We start from the raw sequence: 20,790 nt of genomic DNA on the forward strand, positions 1-20,790 counted from the left end.
TCCGGCGCTGACGAATCAGCGATCGGATTTGACCGTCCGAATCAATCAAGGCGCGTCAGCGTCCAAGACCTAATTCAGGCACTGTCTGAAATATCGTGTCGCGGTGGCTGTGCGTGGGGACACCTTCGGGTGTGCGGGATTCCTTGATGTCCGGTCGGTCAACCCGCGTACAGCTGCCACCTTGTTCGTTTGACTGCGAACGGCGGTAGCTCCAGTCATCAAGGAAACCGATCCTACATCCCCCTACGAATCCCTCGATTCCAAAAAACTCAACGAAGCCGCCGACTGCGCCCTCGACCAATACCTCAAGCCGCCCATCCCCAAAGACACCAAGCGCAAACCCAGCACCATTTACCATGTCGGCCGATAACGAAACCCTGCTGGTAAACGCCTGCGAAACCCTGGCGTCAGCGAGCATGATGCTCAGTGAGTTCGCCGGATTGATGGACATGCCACATCGCAACATGATGTTGGGGATTCAACAAGTGGTGATGCTTGGGGAGTTAGCAGTGAATCGGGTGCTGGATAATCTCGATCCACAAGGCTAACAGACACCCTGATCGTTCCCACGCTCTGCGTGGGAATACCTCAACGGACGCTCTGCGTTCGGCTCTGGAAGGGACGCGGAACGTCCCAGGCTGCATTCCCACACGGAGCGTGGGAACGATCATCAGGGCTCGGTGTTCCTTAAAGGGGCGCCCCGCACAACCATTGCTCCCATCTGTAACACCTACCGTTGCGGGCCAAAGCCTTCAGGGCATCACTCCGCCTGCAGTTGCGGCACCACAACACCTCTACTTCAAGGGATGACGATTAATTCGCGCTTCTGCCTGGAAATAGGCACGTTGATTGCTATTGTTAATATCGTATACGAAATCCTCAATACGATATCCAACAGCACTTCACATCAACGAGGCCTCTATGAAAAACCCCGCATTTGCCGTAGCCCTCAGCGCTGTTCTCAGTACCTCCTTTATCGCCACCGCCCAGGCTGACAAGCTCGACGACATCATCGGTTCGGGCAAGCTGCGCTGCGCCGTGACCCTGGACTTCCCGCCCATGGGTTTTCGCGATGCCGGTAACAACCCGGCCGGTTTCGACGTGGACTATTGCCATGACCTGGCGAAAATCCTCGGGGTCGAGGCCGAAGTGGTCGAGACGCCGTTCCCGGACCGCATTCCGGCGCTGGTTTCCGGGCGGGCTGACGTGATCGTCGCCTCCACCTCCGACACCCTCGAACGGGCCAAGACCGTCGGCCTTACCGTGCCCTACTTTGCTTTCCAAATGGTGGTGCTGACCCGCGACAACACCGGCATCAACAGTTTCGATGACATCAAGGGCAAACCCGTCGGCAACACCAGCGGCACCTATGAGGCCATCGCCCTGGAAAAAGATGTGAAGAACTGGGGCACCGGCAGCTTCCGCGCCTACCAGTCACAGAACGACACCCTGCTGGCGATCGCTCAAGGTCATATCGACGCCACCGTGGTCACCAACACTGTGGCCGCCGCCACCCTCAAATCCGGCAAATACAAAAACCTGAAAGTCGCCGGTAACGCGCCGTACGTGATCGACTACGTGTCCCTCGGTGCCAAGCGCAACGAGTATGGACTGCTCAACTACCTCAACCTGTTCGTCAACCAGCAGGTGCGCACCGGTCGTTACCAGGAGCTGTTCGTCAAATGGGTCGGCACTGAAATTTCGCCGACCAACCTGACCGTGCCACAGGTCTACTACTGAGGTGTCCGGCATGCCTAGGCCCACTTCTCTGACCGGTCGCAGCCTGGTCGCGGGCGCCGCCGAGGGCGCTCTGCTGTTCGCCGATATCGGGTTGAGTTTCTGGGGCGGGGTCGATCCGTATAGCGGCGAGATCATTGACCGTCACCACCCCCTTAGCGGCGAATACCTGGGCGGCCGCGTGCTGGCCATCCCCAGCGGTCGTGGCTCGTGCACCGGCAGTAGCGTGTTGATGGAACTGATCAGCAACGGTCACGCACCGGCCGCACTGTTGCTGGCCGAACCCGATGAGATCCTGACCCTGGGCGTGCTTGTGGCACAGACCATTTTCGAGCGTTCCCTGCCGGTGCTGTGCATCGGCCGGGAGGCCTTCGCCGCCCTGCGCGGCAAGGCTTTCGCTCGGGTCGAGGACACAACGCTGAGCCTGTTCGAGCACCTGCCGGGCGATACCTGGCGGGCACTCGACAGCCCTTTGCCGAGCACCGATATTGCCACCGCGATCGAACTCACCGAACACGACCACGCGCTGCTCGACGGCCAGCATGGCAAGGCCGCGCAGGTAGCGATGCAGATCGTCCTGCGCATGGCCGAACTGCAAGGTGCTCGCCATCTGGTGGATGTCACCCAGGCGCACATTGACGGCTGCATCTACACGGGACCTGCGAGCCTGCGTTTTGCCCAACAGTTGGTGCAATGGGGAGCAACAGTGCGGGTGCCCACCACCCTCAATTCGATTTCCGTGGACCAGCGGCGCTGGCGCGAGCTGGGCATCGACCCGGCCCTCGGTGAACCGGCCAGTGCCTTGGGCGATGCCTATATGGCGATGGGTGCACAGCTGAGTTTCACCTGCGCGCCCTACCTGCTCGACAGCGCGCCGAAGGCTGGCGAGCAGATCGTCTGGGCCGAATCCAACGCGGTGGTCTACGCCAACAGCGTGCTCGGCGCACGCACCTTGAAGTACCCGGACTATCTGGACATCTGCATCGCGCTGACCGGCCGCGCGCCCTTGATCGGCTGCCATCTGGACGCGCAACGCAAGGCCCGACTGCAGATCGAGTTGCCCGCCCTGAGTGAACTGGACGATGCCTTCTACCCGCTGCTCGGTTACCACATCGGCGCGCTGGCGGGCAGCCGGATTCCACTGGTGCGCGGGTTGGAAAACCGCAAGCCAAGCCTGGACGACCTCAAAGCTTTCGGCGCGGCATTTGCCACCACGTCCGCCGCGCCCTTGTTCCATATCGCCGGAGTAACTCCGGAGGCCATCGACCCGTCGCGGGTGCTGGAGGTGGATGTATCCCTACCCGTGGAAAAAATCCGACTGAACGATCTATTGCTCAGCTGGCGCGAACTCAACAGTGCCCGCGACAGAAAGGTTGATGTGATCTCGCTGGGCAATCCGCATTTCTCCCTCAGCGAGTTCGCCCACCTCGCGCGGTTGTGCCTCGGTAAGCACAAACACCCAGAGGTGGTCCTCGCCATTACCTGCGGCCGCGCCGTGCTGGAGCAGGCTCGCGAAGCCGGGCATATCGCCGTGATCGAAGCGTTCGGCGCGACCCTGGTCACCGATACCTGCTGGTGCATGCTCGGCGAACCGGTGATCCCGCTGGCCGCGAAAACCTTGATGACCAACTCCGGCAAATACGCCCATTACGCACCCGGCCTGGTGGGCCGCAAAGTGCATTTCGCCAGCCTCAAAGAATGCGTCGATGCCGCCTGCAATGCCACCGCCAGCGGACGCCTGCCGGCCTGGTTACAACCTGCCGCCCTACTGGAGAGCCCTGAGCATGTTTGACTACAGTTTCCAATGGCGCTCAGCGCTACGCGCCCTGCCGGACATGCTTGCCGGTGCCGTCGTCACCTTCGAGACCGCGGCGCTGTCGATGATCTTCGGTGTGCTGATCGCCCTGGCCCTGACCGTGATGCGCGAAAGCAAAAACCCGCTGCTGCGCGGCATCGGCAACGGTTGGGTATCGATCGCGCGCAATACCCCGTCGCTGTTCCAGATCTACGTCCTCTACTTCGGCCTCGGCTCGCTGGGCCTGCACGTCAGTTCATGGCTCGCCCTGCTGGCCGGGATCACCTTCAACAATGCCGGGTATCTGGCGGAGAACTTTCGCGGTGGCCTCAAGGCCGTACCGGACACACAAGTGCGCGCCGCACGTTCGCTGGGCATGAGTGCCTTTCAGGCCTACCGCATGATCATCGTCCCGCAGCTGCTGCGGATCGTCTTCTACCCGCTGACTAACCAAATGGTCTGGGCGGTGCTGATGACGTCGCTGGGGGTGATCGTCGGGCTGAACAATGACCTGACCGGCGTGACCCAGGACTACAACGTCAAAACGTTCCGCACCTTCGAGTTCTTCGCCATCGCAGCGGTGCTGTATTACCTGATTGCCAAGGCGATCGTCGCGGCAGCCCGGCTGATGGCCTGGCGGTTATTCCGTTACTGAGGAGTCGTCCATGTTTAATACCGGGTTTTCCTCCAATGACCTGTTGTTCCTGCTCAATGGCGCCTGGGTCACGCTGCAACTGACGTTCTGGTCGATCATGCTCGGTTCCCTGGCCGGCTTGCTCTTCGGCCTGCTGCGGGCCTTGTTGCCGCGGGCCAGTTTGCCTCTGGCCTGGGTGCTGGACGTGTTTCGCAGCGTGCCGTTGCTGATCCAGTTCGTGCTGTTCAACTCGCTCAAAAGCATCGTCGGCTTGAACATCAGCGCCTTCAGCGTCGGCTGCATTGTGCTGGGGGTTTACGCCGCCGCGTACTTCACCGAGATCGTACGGGCTGGTGTGTTGTCGGTGCCGTTCACCGTGCGCCGGGCCAGTCGCTCATTGGGCCTGAGCTTCCTGCAGGACTTGCGCTGGATCGTCCTGCCGATGGCCACCCGGGTGGCTTTTCCCGGCTGGCTGAACCTGGTGCTCGGCGTGATGAAAGACACCGCGCTGGTGATGTGGATCGGCATCGTCGAACTGCTGCGCGCCTCGCAAACCATCGTCACCCGCATCCAGGAACCGTTGCTGGTGCTGTGCATCGCGGGCCTTATTTACTACGTCATGAGCCTGGTGGTCGCACGCCTGGGCGCTCGTCTGGAAAGAAGGTGGCAAGAAAATGATTGAGATCGACAACGTACATAAATCCTTCGGCGACCTCGCCGTGGTCAAGGGTGTCAGCCTGACGGTAAACAAGGGCGAGGTGGTGTCGATCATCGGCGGTTCGGGCTCCGGCAAATCGACCCTGCTGATGTGCATCAACGGCCTGGAACCGATCCAGAAAGGCAGCATTCGCGTCGACGGCGTCGAGGTCCACGACAGCGCCACCGACCTCAATCGCCTGCGGCAGAAAATCGGCATCGTGTTCCAGCAATGGAATGCCTTCCCGCACCTGACGGTGCTGGAAAACGTGATGCTGGCGCCGCGCAAAGTCTTGGGTAAAAGCAAGTGCGACGCCGAGGAGCTGGCGGTGCAGCAACTCACCCATGTGGGCTTGGGTGACAAGCTCAAGACCTTCCCCGGCAAGTTGTCCGGCGGCCAGCAGCAACGCATGGCCATCGCCCGCGCCTTGGCCATGTCGCCGGACTACATGCTGTTCGACGAGGCCACGTCGGCCCTTGACCCGCAGTTGGTCGGTGAAGTGCTGGACACCATGCGCATGCTCGCCGAAGACGGCATGACCATGGTGCTGGTGACCCACGAAATCCGCTTTGCCCGCGATGTATCCGACCGCGTGGCGTTCTTTCGCAATGGCCTGGTGCACGAGATCGGCTCGCCGGATCAGGTGATTGGTGATCCGGTGTATGCGGAGACTGCGGCGTTTCTGAAATCGGTGAAATAGCGGCTGGCCCCTTCGCGAGCAAACCCGCTCCCACATTAGAACTTCGGTGCATTCGAGATCTGTGGCACACAGGAGATCCAATGTGGGAGCGGGCTTGCTCGCGAAGGGGCCCTAACAGACAAAACAAGGAGCAGACAATGCGCTCATCGAAAGTGATTCATGTAGTCAGCTGCCACGCCGAAGGCGAAGTCGGCGATGTGATCGTCGGCGGCGTCGCCCCACCACCGGGCGCCACTGTGTGGGAGCAATCGCGCTGGATCGCCAAGGACCAAACACTGCGCAACTTCGTGCTCAACGAGCCGCGCGGCGGCGTGTTCCGTCACGTCAATCTGCTGGTGCCGGCCAAGGATCCTCGGGCACAAATGGCGTGGATCATCATGGAGCCGGCGGACACGCCACCGATGTCCGGCTCCAATTCGCTGTGCGTCGCCACCGTGCTGCTCGACAGCGGCATCCTGCCGATGACCGAACCGCAAACCCGACTGGTGCTCGAAGCGCCCGGCGGCCTGATCGAGGCCGTGGCCGATTGCCGTGATGGCAAGGTCGAGCGGGTGGAAATCAAGAACGTGCCCTCTTTCGCTGATCGCCTCGACGCCTGGATCGAAGTCGAAGGCCTCGGCTCGTTGCAGGTCGACACTGCGTATGGCGGCGACAGTTTTGTGATCGCCGACGCCAAGGGGTTGGGCTTTTCCATCCGCCCTGATGAGGCCGCCGACCTGGTGGCGGTCGGGCTGAAAATCACTCGCGCGGCCAATGAACAATTGGGCTTCGTCCATCCGCTGAACCCGGAGTGGTCACATATTTCCTTCTGCCAGATTGCCGCGCCCATCGTCGTTGAAAATGGCATCGCCACTGGCGCCAACGCGGTGGTGATTCAACCCGGCAAGATTGACCGCTCGCCTACCGGCACTGGCTGCTCGGCGCGTATGGCGGTGCTGCAGGCCAAGGGGTTGATGCAGGTGGGCGAGCGCTTTATTGGGCGTTCGATCATCGGTTCCGAATTCCACTGCCGCATCGATTCGTTGACCGAAGTAGCCGGACGTCCAGCGATCTATCCGTGCATTTCCGGCCGGGCCTGGATCACCGGCACCCACCAATTGCTGCTCGATCCGTGCGATCCGTGGCCACAGGGCTATCGCCTGTCAGACACTTGGCCGGGTGCCTGAAACTGACCCAGACCAACGACTACCAAAAACCCCTGACTAATTGAAAAAAACACTAGCCGAATCCCTGGCACTTAAAATATCGTATACGAAATACAATTAACGAACCGGAGGCAACAATGAGCAAACGTATTAACTGGAGTGGCGTCTTCCCCGCGGTGACCACTCAATTCAACGATGACTTCTCCATTAACCTGGAAAAAACCCATCAGGTGATTTCCAACGTGATCCGTGACGGCGTATCAGGCCTGGTGGTGTGCGGTTCGGTGGGGGAAAACACCTCATTGAGCGCCGAAGAAAAAATCGCCGTGACCGAAGTCGCGGTCGACGCCTCCCGGGGCCGCGTGCCAGTGATCTGCGGTGTGGCCGAATTCACCAGCGTGCAAGCGGCCAAGGTCGCCAATGCAGTGCGCCGGGTCGGCGTCGACGGCGTGATGCTGATGCCGGCGCTGGTCTACGGCTCCAAGCCGTTCGAGACTGCCGAGCACTACCGCTACGTGGCAAAAAATGCCGACGTTCCGCTGATGGTCTACAACAACCCGCCGATCTACAAAAACGACGTCACCCCGGACATCCTGATTTCCCTGGCTGACTGCGACAACGTGGTGTGCTTCAAGGATTCGTCCGGTGATACCCGTCGTTTCATCGACGTGCGCAATGAAGTCGGCGACCGTTTCGTGCTGTTCGCAGGTCTCGATGACGTGGTGCTGGAAAGCATCGCGGTCGGTGCCGAAGGCTGGGTTTCGGGCATGTCGAACGTGTTCCCCAAAGAGGGCGAAACCATCTTCCGCCTGGCCAAGGCCGGTCGCTTCGCCGAAGCCATGCCGATCTACGAATGGCTGATGCCGATCCTGCACCTCGATGCCCGTGCCGACCTGGTGCAGTGCATCAAGCTCTGTGAAGCCATCGCCGGTCGCGGCAGCGCGCTGACCCGTCCGCCACGCCTGGCCCTGCCGGAAGCCGATCGGGTGTTCGTCGAGCAGATCATGGCCAAGGCCTTGGCCAACCGTCCGGAGTTGCCAGACGTCGGTCTCTGAGTGATTGCCGGGCGAGTTCTTTGCAGACCCGGCCCGGCTGCCTGTTTTTGCGCCTCTACAGGAAACGCCAGCATGTCCAATCCTCTACACACGCAAAGCGCAACCACCCCCTCGGGACTCAAACGCGTAGTGGCCGCCGCCATGGCCGGCACCGTTGCCGAGTGGTATGAATTCTTTCTCTATGGCACCGCCTCGGCACTGGTTTTCGGCCAGTTGTTTTTCCGCCAGACCGACAGCCCCATCGACGGCATCATCGCCGCCTTCGCCTTGTACGCGGTCGGCTTTCTCGCTCGTCCATTGGGCGGTCTGGTGTTTGGTCACTATGGTGACAAATTCGGCCGAAAACGCCTGCTGCAACTGAGCCTGGTGGTAGTCGGCGTCACGACCTTTCTGATGGGATGCCTGCCGGGCTTCGACAGCATCGGTTACGCCGCGCCAGTGTTATTGGTGCTGCTGCGGCTGATCCAGGGCTTTGCCTTTGGCGGTGAATGGGGCGGCGCGATTTTGCTGGTGTCCGAACACTGCCCCGACAACCGTCGCGGCTTCTGGGCGAGTTGGCCACAAGCCGGGGTGCCGGCCGGCAACCTGGTGGCCACGGTCGCGCTGTTGCTGTTGTCGTCGAACCTGTCGGAGGAACAATTCCTCGCCTGGGGCTGGCGCGTGGCGTTCTGGTTCTCGGCGGTGGTGGTGCTGATCGGCTACTGGATTCGCACCAGCGTCGACGACGCGCCGATCTTCAAACAAGCCCAGGCCCGTCAGGCACAGACCCAGCAGCAACAGCTGGGCGTGGTCGAAGTGCTGCGCCATCACTGGCGCGCCGTGTTGGTCGGGATTGGCGCACGCTTTGCCGAGAACATCCTCTATTACACCGTGGTCACCTTTTCGATCACTTACCTGAAACTGGTGGTGCACAAGGACACCTCGGAAGTTCTGCTGCTGATGTTCGGCGCGCACTTGGTGCACTTCTTCCTGATTCCGTTGATGGGTTATCTGTCGGATATCGTCGGGCGCAAACCGATTTACCTGACCGGCGCGGTGCTCACTGCGTTCTGGGGCTTTATCGGTTTCCCGATGATGGACACCGGCAATAACTGGCTGATCATGGCGGCGATCATTCTGGGCCTGGGCATCGAGTCGATGACCTATGCGCCCTACTCGGCGCTGATGGCCGAAATGTTCCCGACCCATGTGCGCTACACCGCACTTTCACTGTGCTACCAGGTGGCGCCAATCTTCGCCGGTTCCCTGGCTCCGCTGATCGCCATCACCCTGCTCAACAAATATCAAAGCTCGACACCCATTGCCTGGTACCTGGTGGGCGCCGCGTTGATTTCCATCGTCGCCGTCGGCCTGACCCGGGAAACCCGTGGCAAGTCGTTGCATCAGGTGGATGCCGAATCTGCTGCGCGGATTGCTGCCTTGGATGGCGGCGCGCCGGCCATGGCCCGTGGGGGTGATTCGTTGGTTTGAGCCACAGACCTGTAGGAGCGAGGCTTGCCCGCGAAGGCGCCATCACATTCAACATCGATGTCGACTGACACGCCGTCTTCGCGGGCAAGCCTCGCTCCTACAAGGACCTCACTTTTTCGACAGGAGTTTTCCATGCCCGAGATCATCGGCCACAACTACATCGGCGGTGCGCGTAGCGCCGCTGGCAGCATCACCCTGCACAGTCACGACGCCAGTACCGGTGAAGCGCTGCCCTTCTCTTTCATGCAAGCCACCGTGGAAGAAGTGGACGCCGCCGCCCAGGCCGCTGCTGCCGCTTACCCGGCCTTTCGCAACTTGCCGGCAACTCGCCGTGCAGAATTTCTTGAGGCCATCGCCACGCAACTGGATGCGCTGGATGATGAATTGGTCGCTCTGGTCACCTGCGAAACCGCCCTGCCGACCGGGCGCATTCAAGGTGAGCGCAGCCGTACCAGCGGCCAGATGCGCCTGTTCGCTCAGGTGCTGCGCCGGGGCGATTTCTATGGTGCGCGCATCGACCGCGCGTTGCCCGAACGTCAGCCATTGCCACGGGTTGACCTGCGCCAATACCGGATCGGTGTCGGTCCGGTGGCTGTGTTCGGCGCCAGTAATTTCCCGCTGGCCTTTTCCACCGCCGGCGGTGACACCGCTGCCGCCCTGGCCGCCGGTTGCCCGGTGGTGTTCAAGGCCCACAGCGGACACATGGCGACCGCCGAGCGCGTGGCCGATGCGATCATCCGCGCCGCCGAGCAAACCGACATGCCCAAAGGTGTGTTCAACATGATCTACGGCGCGGGCGTTGGTGAAGCGCTGGTCAAGCATCCGGCGATCCAGGCCGTCGGTTTCACCGGCTCGCTGAAAGGCGGTCGCGCCCTCTGTGACATGGCCGCCGCCCGGCCGCAACCGATCCCGGTGTTTGCCGAAATGAGCAGCATCAACCCGGTGCTGGTACTGCCTGAAGCCCTGCTTGTGCGTGGCGAGAAAATCGCTGGTGAACTGGTGGCGTCGGTGGTCCAGGGTTGTGGTCAGTTCTGTACCAATCCGGGGTTGGTGATCGGTATGCGCTCACCCCAGTTCAACGCTTTCATCGCGCGGCTCAGTGCCTTGATGGCAGAACAACCGGCGCAAACCATGCTCAATGCCGGCACCCTCGGCAGCTATGAAAAAGGTGTGCAGGCCTTGCTCGACCATCCGGGAATCACCCGCCTGGCGGGCCAGGATCAGCACGGCAATCAGGCGCGGCCGCAACTGTTCAAGGCCGACGTCAGTCTGCTGCTCAAGGGTGATCCGCTGTTGCAGGAAGAAGTGTTCGGCCCGACCACACTCGTCATCGAGGTGGCCGACAAGGTCGAGTTGCGACAGGCGCTGAACAGTTTGCACGGTCAACTCACCGCCACGTTGATTGGCGAAGCACAGGACCTGAAGGAACACGCCGATCTGCTGGTGCTGCTGGAACAAAAGGTCGGCCGTGTGCTGTTCAACGGCTACCCCACTGGCGTCGAAGTCTGCGATGCCATGGTGCATGGCGGGCCCTACCCGGCGACCTCCGATGCCCGTGGCACTTCGGTCGGCAGCCTGGCCATCGAGCGCTTTCTGCGCCCGGTGTGCTACCAGAACTGCCCGGACGCGTTGCTGCCCGCTGCCCTGAAAAATGCGAACCTATTGGGTATTGCGCGACTCGTTGACGGCATCAACCAGCGCGACCCGATTTAAAAAACACTCGAAAAACTGTGGGAGCGGGCTTGCTCGCGAAAGCGGAGTGTCAGTCGGCATTTGCATTGCCTGACACACCGCCTTCGCGAGCAAGCCCGCTCCCACAGGGTTGGGTATTTCGTTTCAGGCAAGCAGTGCTTTCAGGTCGTTGTACAGTGCCTCGGGAATCTGCACCCCCTCCACCACACTGCGTGCCCGCGCCGCATAACGCCGTTGCGATGGCAAGCGTGCGCCCTGCCCTTCAATGCCCTGAAACAACACCTCGGCCCGGGCCAAATGTTCCTCAGTGGCCGCTCCCAGAAAACGCCGCGGGTCCAGCGCAATGATCAACTCGCCATGGTACGGCGACGACTGGCTGCCCGCGTCATAGGCCAGCGACTCGGCACTGGTCAAATCACCGATCAAAGGCCCGGCGATCAACTCCACCATCGCCGCCAGCGCCGAGCCCTTGTGCCCACCGAAAGTCAGCATCGCGCCGCCGTCGAGCACCACATTGGCGTCGGTACTCGGCCGACCTTCAGCGTCTACACCCCACCCCTCGGGAATCGCCTTGCCCGCACGCCGATGCAACTCGATATCGCCACGGGCAATCGCACTGGTGGCGAAGTCGAACACAAATGGATCCTGCCCCGCCCGCGGCCAGCCAAAGGCAATGGGATTGGTGCCGAACACCGGCACGCGTCCCCCGGCGGGTGCCACCCAGGCATGACTCGGATTACACGCCAGCGCCACCAAACCAATGGCGGTCAACTGCTCGATCTCCACCCACAGCGCCGAGAAATGCACACAGCGATTGATCGCCAACGCCGCAATCCCGTTGGCCCGGGTTTTCTCCGTCAGCAACCCAAGCCCCGCCTGAAACGCCAACTGCGAGAAACCACCCGCGGCATCCACCCGCACGATCGACGGCGCCTGGTCGATCACCTGCGGTTCGGCATCGGCCGACACCTTGCCGGCTCGCAGGGAATTCACGCAGCCCAGAATCCGGTACAAACCGTGGGAGGCACAGCCATCGCGCTCGCCGGCAACCACCGTCGCCGCCACCGCTTGCGCGTGGGCCAGATTAAAACCGTTGTGCAACAGGATCGATTCGGCCAGTTCATAGGCTTCGATCAGAGTCAGTCGAATCATGCTCATCTCCCAGGACAGACCGGTCAGGGTGGTCTATCCGCAGAGGTGTGGCTTGATGGGTTTGGGCGCAAGGGATGACGAAATTGGCACAGGGTTAGCGATGGGGCGCCGTGCCTTTCACCTCGATTCGCTTTGCCGAATCAGCTTCTTATCAATCTTCCCCACGCTGGTTTTAGGAATCTGGGCGACGAACTTGAACTGCTTGGGGATCGCCCATTTGTTGATGCGGCCACGCTCGACAAACCCTTGCAGATGCACCTCCAAAATCTTGCTGTCGAGATACTGCCCCGGCTCGCACACCACCAGCGCCATCGGCCGTTCGCCCCATTGCTCATCGGCAATGCCCACGACCGCGACCGACATCACCGTCGCGTGTTCGCTGATCAGGCTTTCCAGTTCCAGTGAGCTGATCCACTCCCCGCCCGTCTTGATGACATCCTTGATTCGGTCTTTGATTTCCACCCCTCCCAAAACGTCGATAGAGGCCAGATCGCCAGTGTGCATCCAGCCGTTGTGCCAAAGCTCGGCACCCTTTTCGGGCGCCTTCAAATAGCCTTGGGTCAGCCAGGGTGCGCGCACCACGATCTCGCCCAGAGACTCGCCGTCATGGGCAACGTCATTGCCATTGGCATCGATGATTTTCAGGTCGACCATCGGCACCGGCGTGCCCGTCTTGATGCGGGTGGCCAGTTGGGCTTGCGTGGATTGTTCGAGGTCTTCATCACGCAGGTACGTCAGACACAGCAACGGGCAGGTTTCCGACATGCCATAACCGCTGTGCACCTGAATACCTTTGGCACTCGCTTCGCTGGCAATGCCCAGCGTCAGCGCGCTGCCACCCAAGAGCATTTTCCAGCCATCGAAACGGGTCTGTGCTGCTTCTTCGCAGCTCAGGATCATTTGCAGAATGGTCGGCACGCAATGGGAAAAAGTGACCTTTTCCTCACGATACAACCTGACCAGGCTGTTGGGTTCGTAGCGGCCGGGGTACACCTGCTTGAGCCCCATCAGGGTGGCGACATAAGGCACTCCCCAGGCATGCACGTGAAACATCGGGGTGATGGGCATGTACACATCATCGGAACGCAGCAACGGCAGGCCTTGATAGACGCCCAAAGTGCCCACGGCATTCAAGGTGTGCAGGACCAATTGGCGGTGGGTGAAATACACGCCTTTAGGGTCGCCCGTGGTGCCCGTGGTGTAGAAAAGGGTCGCCACCGAGTTTTCATCGAAATCGGGAAACTCGTACTGGTCGGAGGCTCTGGATAATACGTTTTCATATTCCCCCAGCACTGGTAACCACGTATCGATTGCTGTGTCGTCCGTGAGCTGCAGGTAACCTTTGACGGTTTCAAGCCGGCCCTGAATCTGTTCAACCAGCGGCAGGAAATCATCATGCACCAGCACCAGGTCGTCCTCGGCATGGTTCATGGTGAAGAGCACCTGATCCGGCGAAAGACGAATGTTCACGGTATGCAGCACCGCGCCGATCATCGGTACGGCAAAGAAGCATTCCAGGTAGCGGTGGCTGTCCCAGTCGAGCAAGGCCACGGTATCCCCGGCCTTGACGCCGGCAGCGGTCAAGGCGTTGGCCAGCCTGCGGATTCGTTGGTTGAGGGTCTGGTAGCTGTAGCGCAATTTGTCGGCGTAGACGATTTCCCGACCCGGTTCGTAACGTACGCCGGACAGCAATAATTGCTTGATCAGCAAGGGATAGGCATAGGCGCCGTCGGCGGGCGGAATTATTTTTGTCGCCATCATGGTTGGGGTTCCTTGTCCTTCGATCAGAAGTGCGCTGCTTCCAGCTCGTAGAGGGATTCGCTACCGGCCTTGACCGAGGCGCTCAACGAGTGGATGCGCGGCAGCAGGCGAGCGAAGTAGAAGCGCGCGGTGGCCAGTTTGCTGGCATAAAAATCGTCCTGGGAATGCGTGCTCATGGCGGCTTTGGCCATTCGCGTCCACATGTAGGCGTACGCGGTGTAGCCGAACACGTGCAGGTATTCGACCGAAGCCGCGCCGACTTCATTCGGGTTGTGCTGTGCCCGATCCAGCAACCACGCGGTCAGTTCGTCGAGGGTGTCCACGGCGGCATTCAACGGTTTGGTGAACTCGCCGAGGTCGGCACAGGCATTGGCGGTAAACTTTCGGATTTCCGACGCGAACAGACGGTAGAGCGCCCCGCCGCTGCCAACGATTTTGCGGCCGGCCAGGTCCAGTGACTGGATACCGTTGGTGCCTTCGTAGATCTGCGTGATGCGCACATCGCGAACCAGTTGCTCCTGGCCCCACTCGCGGATGTAGCCGTGGCCGCCGAAGATCTGCTGGCCGTGCACCGTGGTTTCCAGCCCCATGTCGGTGAGGAACGCCTTGGCCACCGGGGTCAGCAGCGACACCAGTTCCTGGGCGCGGGTGCGGGTTGCCGCGTCATCGCTGTACTTGGCGGTATCCAGTTGCAGCGCCACGTAGCTGGAGAACGCACGCCCACCCTCGTTCAAGGCTTTCATGGTCAACAGCATGCGCCGCACATCCGGGTGCACGATGATCGGGTCGGCGGCCTTGTCCTTGTTCTGCGCGCCGGTCGGTGAACGGCTTTGCAAACGGTCACGGGCGTATTCGACCGCGTTCTGATACGAGCGCTCACCCAACGCCAGGCCCTGGATGCCCACGCCAAGGCGTTCGTAATTCATCATGGTAAACATTGCCGCCAGGCCTTTGTTCGGCGCATCGACGATCCAGCCAGTCGCCCCGTCAAAGTTCATCACGCAAGTGGCGGAGGCCTTGATGCCCATCTTGTGCTCGATGGAACCGCAGGACAGCGCGTTGCGCTCGCCCAGCGAGCCATCATCATTGACCAGCACCTTGGGCACCAGAAACAGCGAAATACCCTTGGGACCGGCCGGTGCATCCGGCAATCGGGCGAGCACCAAATGAATGATGTTTTCGGTCAGGTCGTGCTCGCCACCGGTGATGAAGATCTTGCTGCCGCTGATCTTGAAACTGCCATCGGCCTGAGGTTCGGCTCGAGTGCGTATCAGGCCCAGGTCAGTGCCGGCATGCGCCTCGGTCAGGCACATCGAACCGGTCCAGGTGCCGGCGTACATGTTCGGCAGATAGCGTTGTTTGAGTTCCTGACTGGCGTGGGCATTGATCGACAGGCACGCACCAGCTGTCAGCATCGGGTACAAGCCGAACGACAGACTCGCCGAGTTGATCATCTCCTCGACCTGAGCCGAAATCGCCTTGGGCATGCCCATGCCACCGAACTGCGGATCACCGCCAACCCCCACCCAACCGCCTTCGGCGAATGCCTGATAGGCGGCAATAAAACCATCCGGCGCCTGGACTGCGCCGTTGTTCCAGGTGCAGCCCTGTTCGTCGCTGCTGCGGTTCAGCGGCGCGACCACTTCGGCGCTGATCTTGCCGGCCTCTTCAAGAATGGCGGCGGCGGTTTCTTCATCAATCACCTCGGCCAGGCCAGGCAATTTTGCCCACAGCCGGGACACCTGAAAAACCTCATTGAGTACGAAGTGCATGTCGCGCAAAGGAGCTTTGTAATCAGACATCGTTGGCTTACTCGGAAGTGGTCAGGGCATGTGGCATGCCGGGACGTTCAGTGGTTTCGGTTGACGCAACGGGAGCAGGCTCAGGGGCCCGTTCGCGCAGCAGGAAGTACGACAGGGCCGGAATCAGGATCAGCGCGCCGAGCATGTTCCACAGGAACATGAAGGTCAGCAGGATGCCCATGTCGGCCTGGAACTTGATGGGTGACCAGACCCAGCACACCACGCCCGCCGCGAGGGTGATGCCCACCAGACCGACCACTCTGCCTGTGAACGACACGGCGTTGCGGTAGGCCTGGGACAACGGCAAACCCTGACGCTGGAAATGCAGTTGCACGCTGAGCAAGTACAGGGCGTAGTCCACGCCGATGCCCACGCCGAGGGCGATCACCGGCAGGGTCGCGACCTTGACGCCAATGCCCATGGCCACCATCAACGCCTCGCAAAGGATCGAAGTCAGGACCAGCGGCAATAGCGCCACCAGGGTCGCGCGCCAACTGCGGAAGGTGATCAGGCAGAACAGCGTCACCGCTGCGTAAACGTAAAGCAGCATGGTGCGATTGGCCTCGCGCACCACAATGTTGGTCGCTGCTTCAATCCCGGCCGACCCTGCCGCCAGCAGGAACTGGCGATCTTCGCTGTTGTTCTCCCGGGCGAACTTTTCGGCGATGCCCACCACGGCATCCAGGGTTTCGGCCTTGTGATCTTTGAGAAAGGTGATCACCGGCATCAGCGAACAATCAGTGTTGAACAACTCCGGGGAGTTGACCGAGGCTTGCTGGGCGGCGTAGTTCAGCACGTCCTGATTGCGCTGGATGCTGTTGAGCTTGGGGTTGCCTTCATAAGTACCGGCGGTGATCTGGCGCACCGCGTTGACCAGTGAAGCCGTCGCCTGCACGCCCGGATACTGCTGCAGCTCCCAGGCCAGACGGTCGGCGAGGACCAGCGTCTTGTAGTTCAAGCAGCCTTCCGGCGCAGTCTTGATCATCACCGCGAACAGGTCGCTAGACAGCGCGTAATGGCTGGTGATGTAGGCGTTGTCACGGTTATAGCGAGAATCGGCACGCAACTCCGGCGCACCGCTTTCCAGGTCGCCGATCTTCAGGTTCAGGCTGACCATGAAGCCGCCGATGCCCATCAGTGCCGCGACCAATACCGCCCCCGTGGCCCATTTGGCCGTGGTGAAGCGGTCGAGCAAGTCCCACAGTTTGCCGAAGCCTTTGTGCCCTTCTGCACGCGTGTCGATTTTCAGCGCACGCTCGGCAGCCTTGGCGCCGACGCCGACATAAGACAGCGCCACCGGCATCAGCAACAGCGAGGTGAAAATCAGCACCGCCACACCAATACTGGCGGTGATCGCCAAGTCGCGAATCACCGGAATGTCGATCAGCATCAGCACCGCGAACCCGACGGCGTCGGCCAGCAGCGCGGTGACGCCAGCAATGAACAGGCGGCGGAAGGTGTAGCGTGCGGCGATCAGTTTGTGGGTGCCACGGGCGATGTCCTGCATGATGCCGTTCATCTTCTGCGCCGCGTGGGACACACCGATGGCGAAGATCAGGAAAGGCACCAGCACCGAGTACGGGTCGATGGCATAACCCAGCCAGGCGACGATGCCCAGTTGCCAGACCACCGCAATCAGCGAGCAGCCGACCACCAGCAAGGTGCTGCGCACGCATCGGGTGTAGGCGTAAATGATGATCAGCGAAGTGGCGACGGCCAGGCCGAAGAACATCATCACCTGAATCAGCCCGTCGATCAGGTCGCCCATCAGTTTGGCGAAGCCGATCACCCGGACTTTGTACTGGCCCTTGCCCTCCTCCCCGGCCTTGCGCGCAGCGCTGTCACCGGCGAATTCGATCTGGTCGCGCAATTGCTCTTCGAGCATTTGCGAAAAGGCGTGGTAGTCGATGCGCTGACCGCTGGCCGTGGCCTTGTCCAGCAGGGGCACGATCAGCATGGTCGATTTGTAGTCGCTGGCCACCAGACTGCCGACGATGCCAGCGCGGGAAATGTTCTGGCGCAGCTGTTCTATTTCTTCAGGCTTGCCCTGATAGGTATCGGGCATCACCGGGCCACCCTGGAAACCTTGCTCGGTGACTTCGGTCCAGCGCACTGCCGGGCTCCACAACGACTTCATCCAGGCGCGGTCAACGCCTTCGGTGAGGAACAATTTGTCGTTGACCTGTTTGAGCACGTCCAGGTAAGCGGGGTCGAAGATGTCGCCCTGGGTGTTCTCCACCACCACCCGCACCGAGTTGCCCAGACCGCGCAACGACTGGCGGTTTTCCAGGAAGTTCTGGATGTATGGCTGGCTCTGCGGAATCATCTTTTCGAAGCTGGGGCGCAGCTCCAGGCGAGTCGCGGCCATGTAGCCCAACACCACGGTGGCCAGCGCCATCAGCAGCATGAACAGCGGACGGTAGTTGAATACCAGTCGCTCAAGCAGGTTGCCGGAATGGCGATCGAAGTCCCGCAGATCGCGGATCACCGGCATGGTTTCTTGTTTGGTATGGCCCATGTCTGGGTTCTCGCTCTAAGGGTTCGAGGGCTTATTCAACGGACAGCGTCCGTGCACCACGGCTGCCAACGACCACCAGCGCACCGTCGGCGGACTGAGTGGCGCCGGTCACCGGTGTCGGTGCCGGCTGCTGAACCAGATGCAATTGCGCGCCTGCATCCTGGCTGACCAGCATCTGCCCGCCCTGAGTGAACAAGCGATAATTACCATTGGCATCCACGAGGCCGGCGGTGATGCTGACGTGCAGGCCACTGTCCAGCGGAGTCCAGCTGCGACCGCCATCGGTGCTGCGCAGCACATTGCCGCGCAAGCCGTAGACGAGCGCTTCCCCGGGCTTGCCGAGCACGCCGAAAAAACTGCCCTGATAGGGTGTCTGCACGGCGGCGAACCGCTGTTGGGCGTCATCCCATTTGAGCAACAAGCCCTGCTCGCCGGCGATGTACAGCGCATCGCCGGTGGAGGCGATGGCGTTGAGGTGAAAGCCCTGCGGGTTGTCGGTGCGGTCCTGGAACGGTGTCCAGCTCTGGCCGCCATCCTCGGTGCGCAGGATCAGGTTGAACACCCCGACCACATAGCCGAGGCGGTCGTTGGCGAACCAGACATCGAGCAAGGGTTTGTCGGCGCCCTGCGCCACCAGGCGCTCACCTTCGGTGACCAGCAGTGGCCATTGTTCGTTGCCCGGTTCTGCACGGGCCAACGCGCCGTAATGCTTGACCAGCAAGGCACCGATCTGGCGACCGTCCAGTTGCTTGTGCCAGGTCGCACCCGCATCACTGCTGTGCAATACCACGCCGTCACCGCCCACCGCCCAGCCTTGGGTAGCGGAAGGAAAACTCACGGCATTGAGGTCGGCACTGACCGGCACCGCTGCCTGTTGCCAGTGTTTGCCGACGTCATCGGAAAACAGAATGTGGCCACGCTGCCCGACTGCGACCAAGCGGTCGCCGGCGCGGGCCATGCCGGATAACGGGCTGTTGGCGGCCAAGGCGCTGACTCTGGCCGGCAGATCCAGCACGTCGACATAACCGGATGCCTGGCTCAGGCCCTGCAACATTGCAAGCACAACGCCGAGCGCCAGCTGCAGGTAATTTTTATACGAACACATACCGCGTCCTCTTCGGATAACCGCGCCGGGACACACGTCCGTGTGCCTGACATTCCAACCAGACGTCCGAAACGATCGGCATGCGCCGACCGTCGTGCGGTCCCCTGCCTTGCAGGCAGCGAACCGAACGGACGCTTTTTCACGGTTTGCTTAGCGAATCCCGGCACCGGCCAGGGACTCCGGCGACCACTGCGCCTTGGAAAGCGGATCGATGTACTTGATGCCGCCGTAAGGCCCGACCACGCCATTGATGTTGTAGGAACCACCCACGAGGTCGTAGATCATGAAGGGCGTGGAGTCCGGGGTTTGCTTGTCATAGCTCTGGCTGAGGAACGCGAAAGAGCCACGGTACAGCTGACCACGGGCGTCGTATTGGTCGGAAGCCAGAGCGGTCCAGCTGTCTTCATCGAGGTAGAAGCGACGCTTCTGATAGATGTGCCGGGCGCCGGACTTGAGATTGCCCTCCACCACCCAGACCCGGTGTTTTTCCCAACGCACGTAATCCGGTGCCAGGTGATTGGCGGTGGTCAGCGCCTTGGGGTCCTGGGCATAGGTCAGTTTGTAGGTGTTGTAGGGCACGATCATTTCCTGCTTGCCCACCAGCTTCCAGTCGTAACGGTCCAGGGCACCGTTGAACACGAAAACATCATCGTAGGTACCCGCGCCGGCGGTGCCAGGGTTAGGCGTGTCGTAAGCCAGGTTCGGTGCCAGCTTGACCCGACGCTGGCCAGGCAAGTATTGCCAGGCGCGGCGTGGCTGCTGCAACGGGTTGGCCGCGTCCTTGAGCATTATTGCTTCGCCGGCCCGGCGTGCCGGGCCGGTATAGGACAACTTCATTTGATAGTAGACGTCGGCGCTGCTGATCGGCTGCGTGAGGTTCTCGTAGATCGGATAGGAAATGGATGCCTGCCCGGTAATCGCCAGACTCGCAATGCCTGCGGAGTCGACGTTCCAGGAGTCGTACTTGGAGTTGATGTTGACCCCCTGAAAACGCAACAGGAAGTTCCACATCGCCTCGTTGCCCGACTGCGGAATCGGGAACGGCACACCGGGCAGTACGTTATCGATGGCCAACCCGCCCTCAAGGGACTTGGCGCCGGTGGCGTTTTTCACGCCATTGTCCAGCACAGCCTTGGGCAAAGAGACTGTACGGTGGGTCGGGTAGACATTGACGTGGAAGCTTGGGAAACGTTTGGCCAGTTCCGCCGTGGTTGCAGTGAGCAAGCCCTTGTACTGATCGACGTTCTTGCCGTCGATCACCAGCAACGGTTTTTCGTTGGCGAAGGGATCCGGACGCATGCTGTCACCGGATTTGAAACTGGCCGGCGGCGTGGTCAGGCCACCGTCATAGGCGGGAATGGAACCATCAGCGTTCCCGGCCTTCTCGGCGCCCACCAGGGTCAGGCTACTGCCCAATTTGGCAGCGTCCTGGGTTGAAACAGCGGCCTGTGCCTGGGCGGCAAGGATCATGGCCAGCGAAGCGGCCAACACGGTTTTTGCGAATTTCATCTTGTTATTCTCCTGCTT

15 protein-coding genes and 1 pseudogene are annotated in these 20,790 nt (G+C 61.1%); 10 read left to right on the forward strand and 6 right to left on the reverse strand.

What is annotated here, in order from left to right:
* Positions 1–217: 217 nt before the first annotated feature.
* From MEB48_RS03070 to MEB48_RS03115, 10 genes and pseudogenes are all read left to right on the forward strand, one after another.
* Positions 218–548 (forward strand): annotated as a pseudogene (locus tag MEB48_RS03070) (DUF6124 family protein).
* Positions 549–921: 373 nt separating this feature from the next.
* Entirely contained in the window at positions 922–1,740 is an 819-nt protein-coding gene (locus MEB48_RS03075) for an ABC transporter substrate-binding protein (protein WP_237881738.1), read from the forward strand.
* Between the two features lie 10 nt (positions 1,741–1,750).
* Positions 1,751–3,529 carry a cis-3-hydroxy-L-proline dehydratase gene (gene lhpI, locus MEB48_RS03080; RefSeq protein WP_237881741.1) on the forward strand — a complete coding sequence of 593 codons (1,779 nt, stop codon included), beginning with the start codon at positions 1,751–1,753 and terminating at the stop codon, positions 3,527–3,529.
* Positions 3,522–4,187, forward strand: coding sequence for an amino acid ABC transporter permease (locus tag MEB48_RS03085; RefSeq protein ID WP_237881742.1), 666 nt, complete (start codon positions 3,522–3,524; stop codon positions 4,185–4,187). Before lhpI ends, MEB48_RS03085 begins: the two co-directional genes overlap by 8 nt.
* A gap of 10 nt (positions 4,188–4,197) precedes the next feature.
* Positions 4,198–4,848 carry an amino acid ABC transporter permease gene (locus MEB48_RS03090; protein WP_237881744.1) on the forward strand — a complete coding sequence of 217 codons (651 nt, stop codon included), beginning with the start codon at positions 4,198–4,200 and terminating at the stop codon, positions 4,846–4,848.
* Positions 4,841–5,563 (forward strand): amino acid ABC transporter ATP-binding protein, encoded by a 723-nt coding sequence (locus MEB48_RS03095; RefSeq protein ID WP_237881746.1) that lies wholly within the window; start codon positions 4,841–4,843, stop codon positions 5,561–5,563. The genes MEB48_RS03090 and MEB48_RS03095 overlap by 8 nt, the downstream gene beginning before the upstream one ends.
* Positions 5,564–5,700: 137 nt before the next feature.
* Positions 5,701–6,729, forward strand: a complete 1,029-nt coding sequence (locus tag MEB48_RS03100) for a trans-3-hydroxy-L-proline dehydratase (RefSeq protein ID WP_237881748.1) — start codon at positions 5,701–5,703, stop codon at positions 6,727–6,729.
* Between the two features lie 116 nt (positions 6,730–6,845).
* On the forward strand, positions 6,846–7,763 hold the full coding sequence (locus tag MEB48_RS03105) for a dihydrodipicolinate synthase family protein (RefSeq protein WP_237881750.1): 918 nt from the start codon (positions 6,846–6,848) through the stop codon (positions 7,761–7,763).
* 72 nt (positions 7,764–7,835) lie between these two features.
* Positions 7,836–9,233, forward strand: a complete 1,398-nt coding sequence (gene abaF / locus MEB48_RS03110) for a fosfomycin efflux MFS transporter AbaF (protein ID WP_237881752.1) — start codon at positions 7,836–7,838, stop codon at positions 9,231–9,233.
* A 132-nt stretch (positions 9,234–9,365) separates the two neighbouring features.
* Positions 9,366–10,946: an aldehyde dehydrogenase (NADP(+)) gene (locus tag MEB48_RS03115; protein ID WP_237881753.1), complete on the forward strand. Its 1,581-nt coding sequence runs from the start codon at positions 9,366–9,368 to the stop codon at positions 10,944–10,946.
* A 123-nt stretch (positions 10,947–11,069) separates the two neighbouring features.
* Here MEB48_RS03115 and MEB48_RS03120 read toward each other — a convergent pair whose 3' ends face one another.
* From MEB48_RS03120 to MEB48_RS03145, 6 genes are all read right to left on the reverse strand, one after another.
* The gene (locus MEB48_RS03120) at positions 11,070–12,077 is read right to left on the reverse strand and encodes an Ldh family oxidoreductase (protein ID WP_237881755.1); all 1,008 of its coding nucleotides are present in this window, start codon (positions 12,075–12,077) and stop codon (positions 11,070–11,072) included.
* 117 nt (positions 12,078–12,194) lie between these two features.
* The gene (locus tag MEB48_RS03125) at positions 12,195–13,838 is read right to left on the reverse strand and encodes a fatty acid--CoA ligase (protein ID WP_237881757.1); all 1,644 of its coding nucleotides are present in this window, start codon (positions 13,836–13,838) and stop codon (positions 12,195–12,197) included.
* 23 nt (positions 13,839–13,861) lie between these two features.
* Positions 13,862–15,640 (reverse strand): acyl-CoA dehydrogenase C-terminal domain-containing protein, encoded by a 1,779-nt coding sequence (locus MEB48_RS03130; RefSeq protein WP_237881759.1) that lies wholly within the window; start codon positions 15,638–15,640, stop codon positions 13,862–13,864.
* 7 nt (positions 15,641–15,647) lie between these two features.
* A complete protein-coding gene (locus tag MEB48_RS03135; RefSeq protein WP_237881761.1) occupies positions 15,648–18,158 on the reverse strand; it encodes an efflux RND transporter permease subunit in 2,511 nt (836 codons plus the stop codon).
* 31 nt (positions 18,159–18,189) lie between these two features.
* Complete coding sequence (locus tag MEB48_RS03140; RefSeq protein ID WP_237881763.1) at positions 18,190–19,263, reverse strand: WD40/YVTN/BNR-like repeat-containing protein; 1,074 nt, start codon at positions 19,261–19,263, stop codon at positions 18,190–18,192.
* Between the two features lie 150 nt (positions 19,264–19,413).
* Positions 19,414–20,772: a DUF1329 domain-containing protein gene (locus MEB48_RS03145; RefSeq protein ID WP_237881765.1), complete on the reverse strand. Its 1,359-nt coding sequence runs from the start codon at positions 20,770–20,772 to the stop codon at positions 19,414–19,416.
* Between the last annotated feature and the right edge of the window lie 18 nt (positions 20,773–20,790).

Origin of the sequence: Pseudomonas sp. PGPR40, assembly GCF_022014505.1 — a bacterium.
GTDB lineage: Bacteria > Pseudomonadota > Gammaproteobacteria > Pseudomonadales > Pseudomonadaceae > Aquipseudomonas.

Excerpts from the sequence above, each read along its gene's own strand:
- MEB48_RS03075 (WP_237881738.1), top strand. The coding sequence starts at position 922 with ATGAAAAACCCCGCATTTGCCGTAGCCCTCAGCGCTGTTCTCAGTACC.
- lhpI (WP_237881741.1), top strand. The coding sequence starts at position 1,751 with ATGCCTAGGCCCACTTCTCTGACCGGTCGCAGCCTGGTCGCGGGCGCC.
- MEB48_RS03085 (WP_237881742.1), top strand. The coding sequence starts at position 3,522 with ATGTTTGACTACAGTTTCCAATGGCGCTCAGCGCTACGCGCCCTGCCG.
- MEB48_RS03090 (WP_237881744.1), top strand. The coding sequence starts at position 4,198 with ATGTTTAATACCGGGTTTTCCTCCAATGACCTGTTGTTCCTGCTCAAT.
- MEB48_RS03095 (WP_237881746.1), top strand. The coding sequence starts at position 4,841 with ATGATTGAGATCGACAACGTACATAAATCCTTCGGCGACCTCGCCGTG.
- MEB48_RS03100 (WP_237881748.1), top strand. The coding sequence starts at position 5,701 with ATGCGCTCATCGAAAGTGATTCATGTAGTCAGCTGCCACGCCGAAGGC.
- MEB48_RS03105 (WP_237881750.1), top strand. The coding sequence starts at position 6,846 with ATGAGCAAACGTATTAACTGGAGTGGCGTCTTCCCCGCGGTGACCACT.
- abaF (WP_237881752.1), top strand. The coding sequence starts at position 7,836 with ATGTCCAATCCTCTACACACGCAAAGCGCAACCACCCCCTCGGGACTC.
- MEB48_RS03115 (WP_237881753.1), top strand. The coding sequence starts at position 9,366 with ATGCCCGAGATCATCGGCCACAACTACATCGGCGGTGCGCGTAGCGCC.
- MEB48_RS03120 (WP_237881755.1), bottom strand. The coding sequence starts at position 12,077 with ATGATTCGACTGACTCTGATCGAAGCCTATGAACTGGCCGAATCGATC.
- MEB48_RS03125 (WP_237881757.1), bottom strand. The coding sequence starts at position 13,838 with ATGATGGCGACAAAAATAATTCCGCCCGCCGACGGCGCCTATGCCTAT.
- MEB48_RS03130 (WP_237881759.1), bottom strand. The coding sequence starts at position 15,640 with ATGTCTGATTACAAAGCTCCTTTGCGCGACATGCACTTCGTACTCAAT.
- MEB48_RS03135 (WP_237881761.1), bottom strand. The coding sequence starts at position 18,158 with ATGGGCCATACCAAACAAGAAACCATGCCGGTGATCCGCGATCTGCGG.
- MEB48_RS03140 (WP_237881763.1), bottom strand. The coding sequence starts at position 19,263 with ATGTGTTCGTATAAAAATTACCTGCAGCTGGCGCTCGGCGTTGTGCTT.
- MEB48_RS03145 (WP_237881765.1), bottom strand. The coding sequence starts at position 20,772 with ATGAAATTCGCAAAAACCGTGTTGGCCGCTTCGCTGGCCATGATCCTT.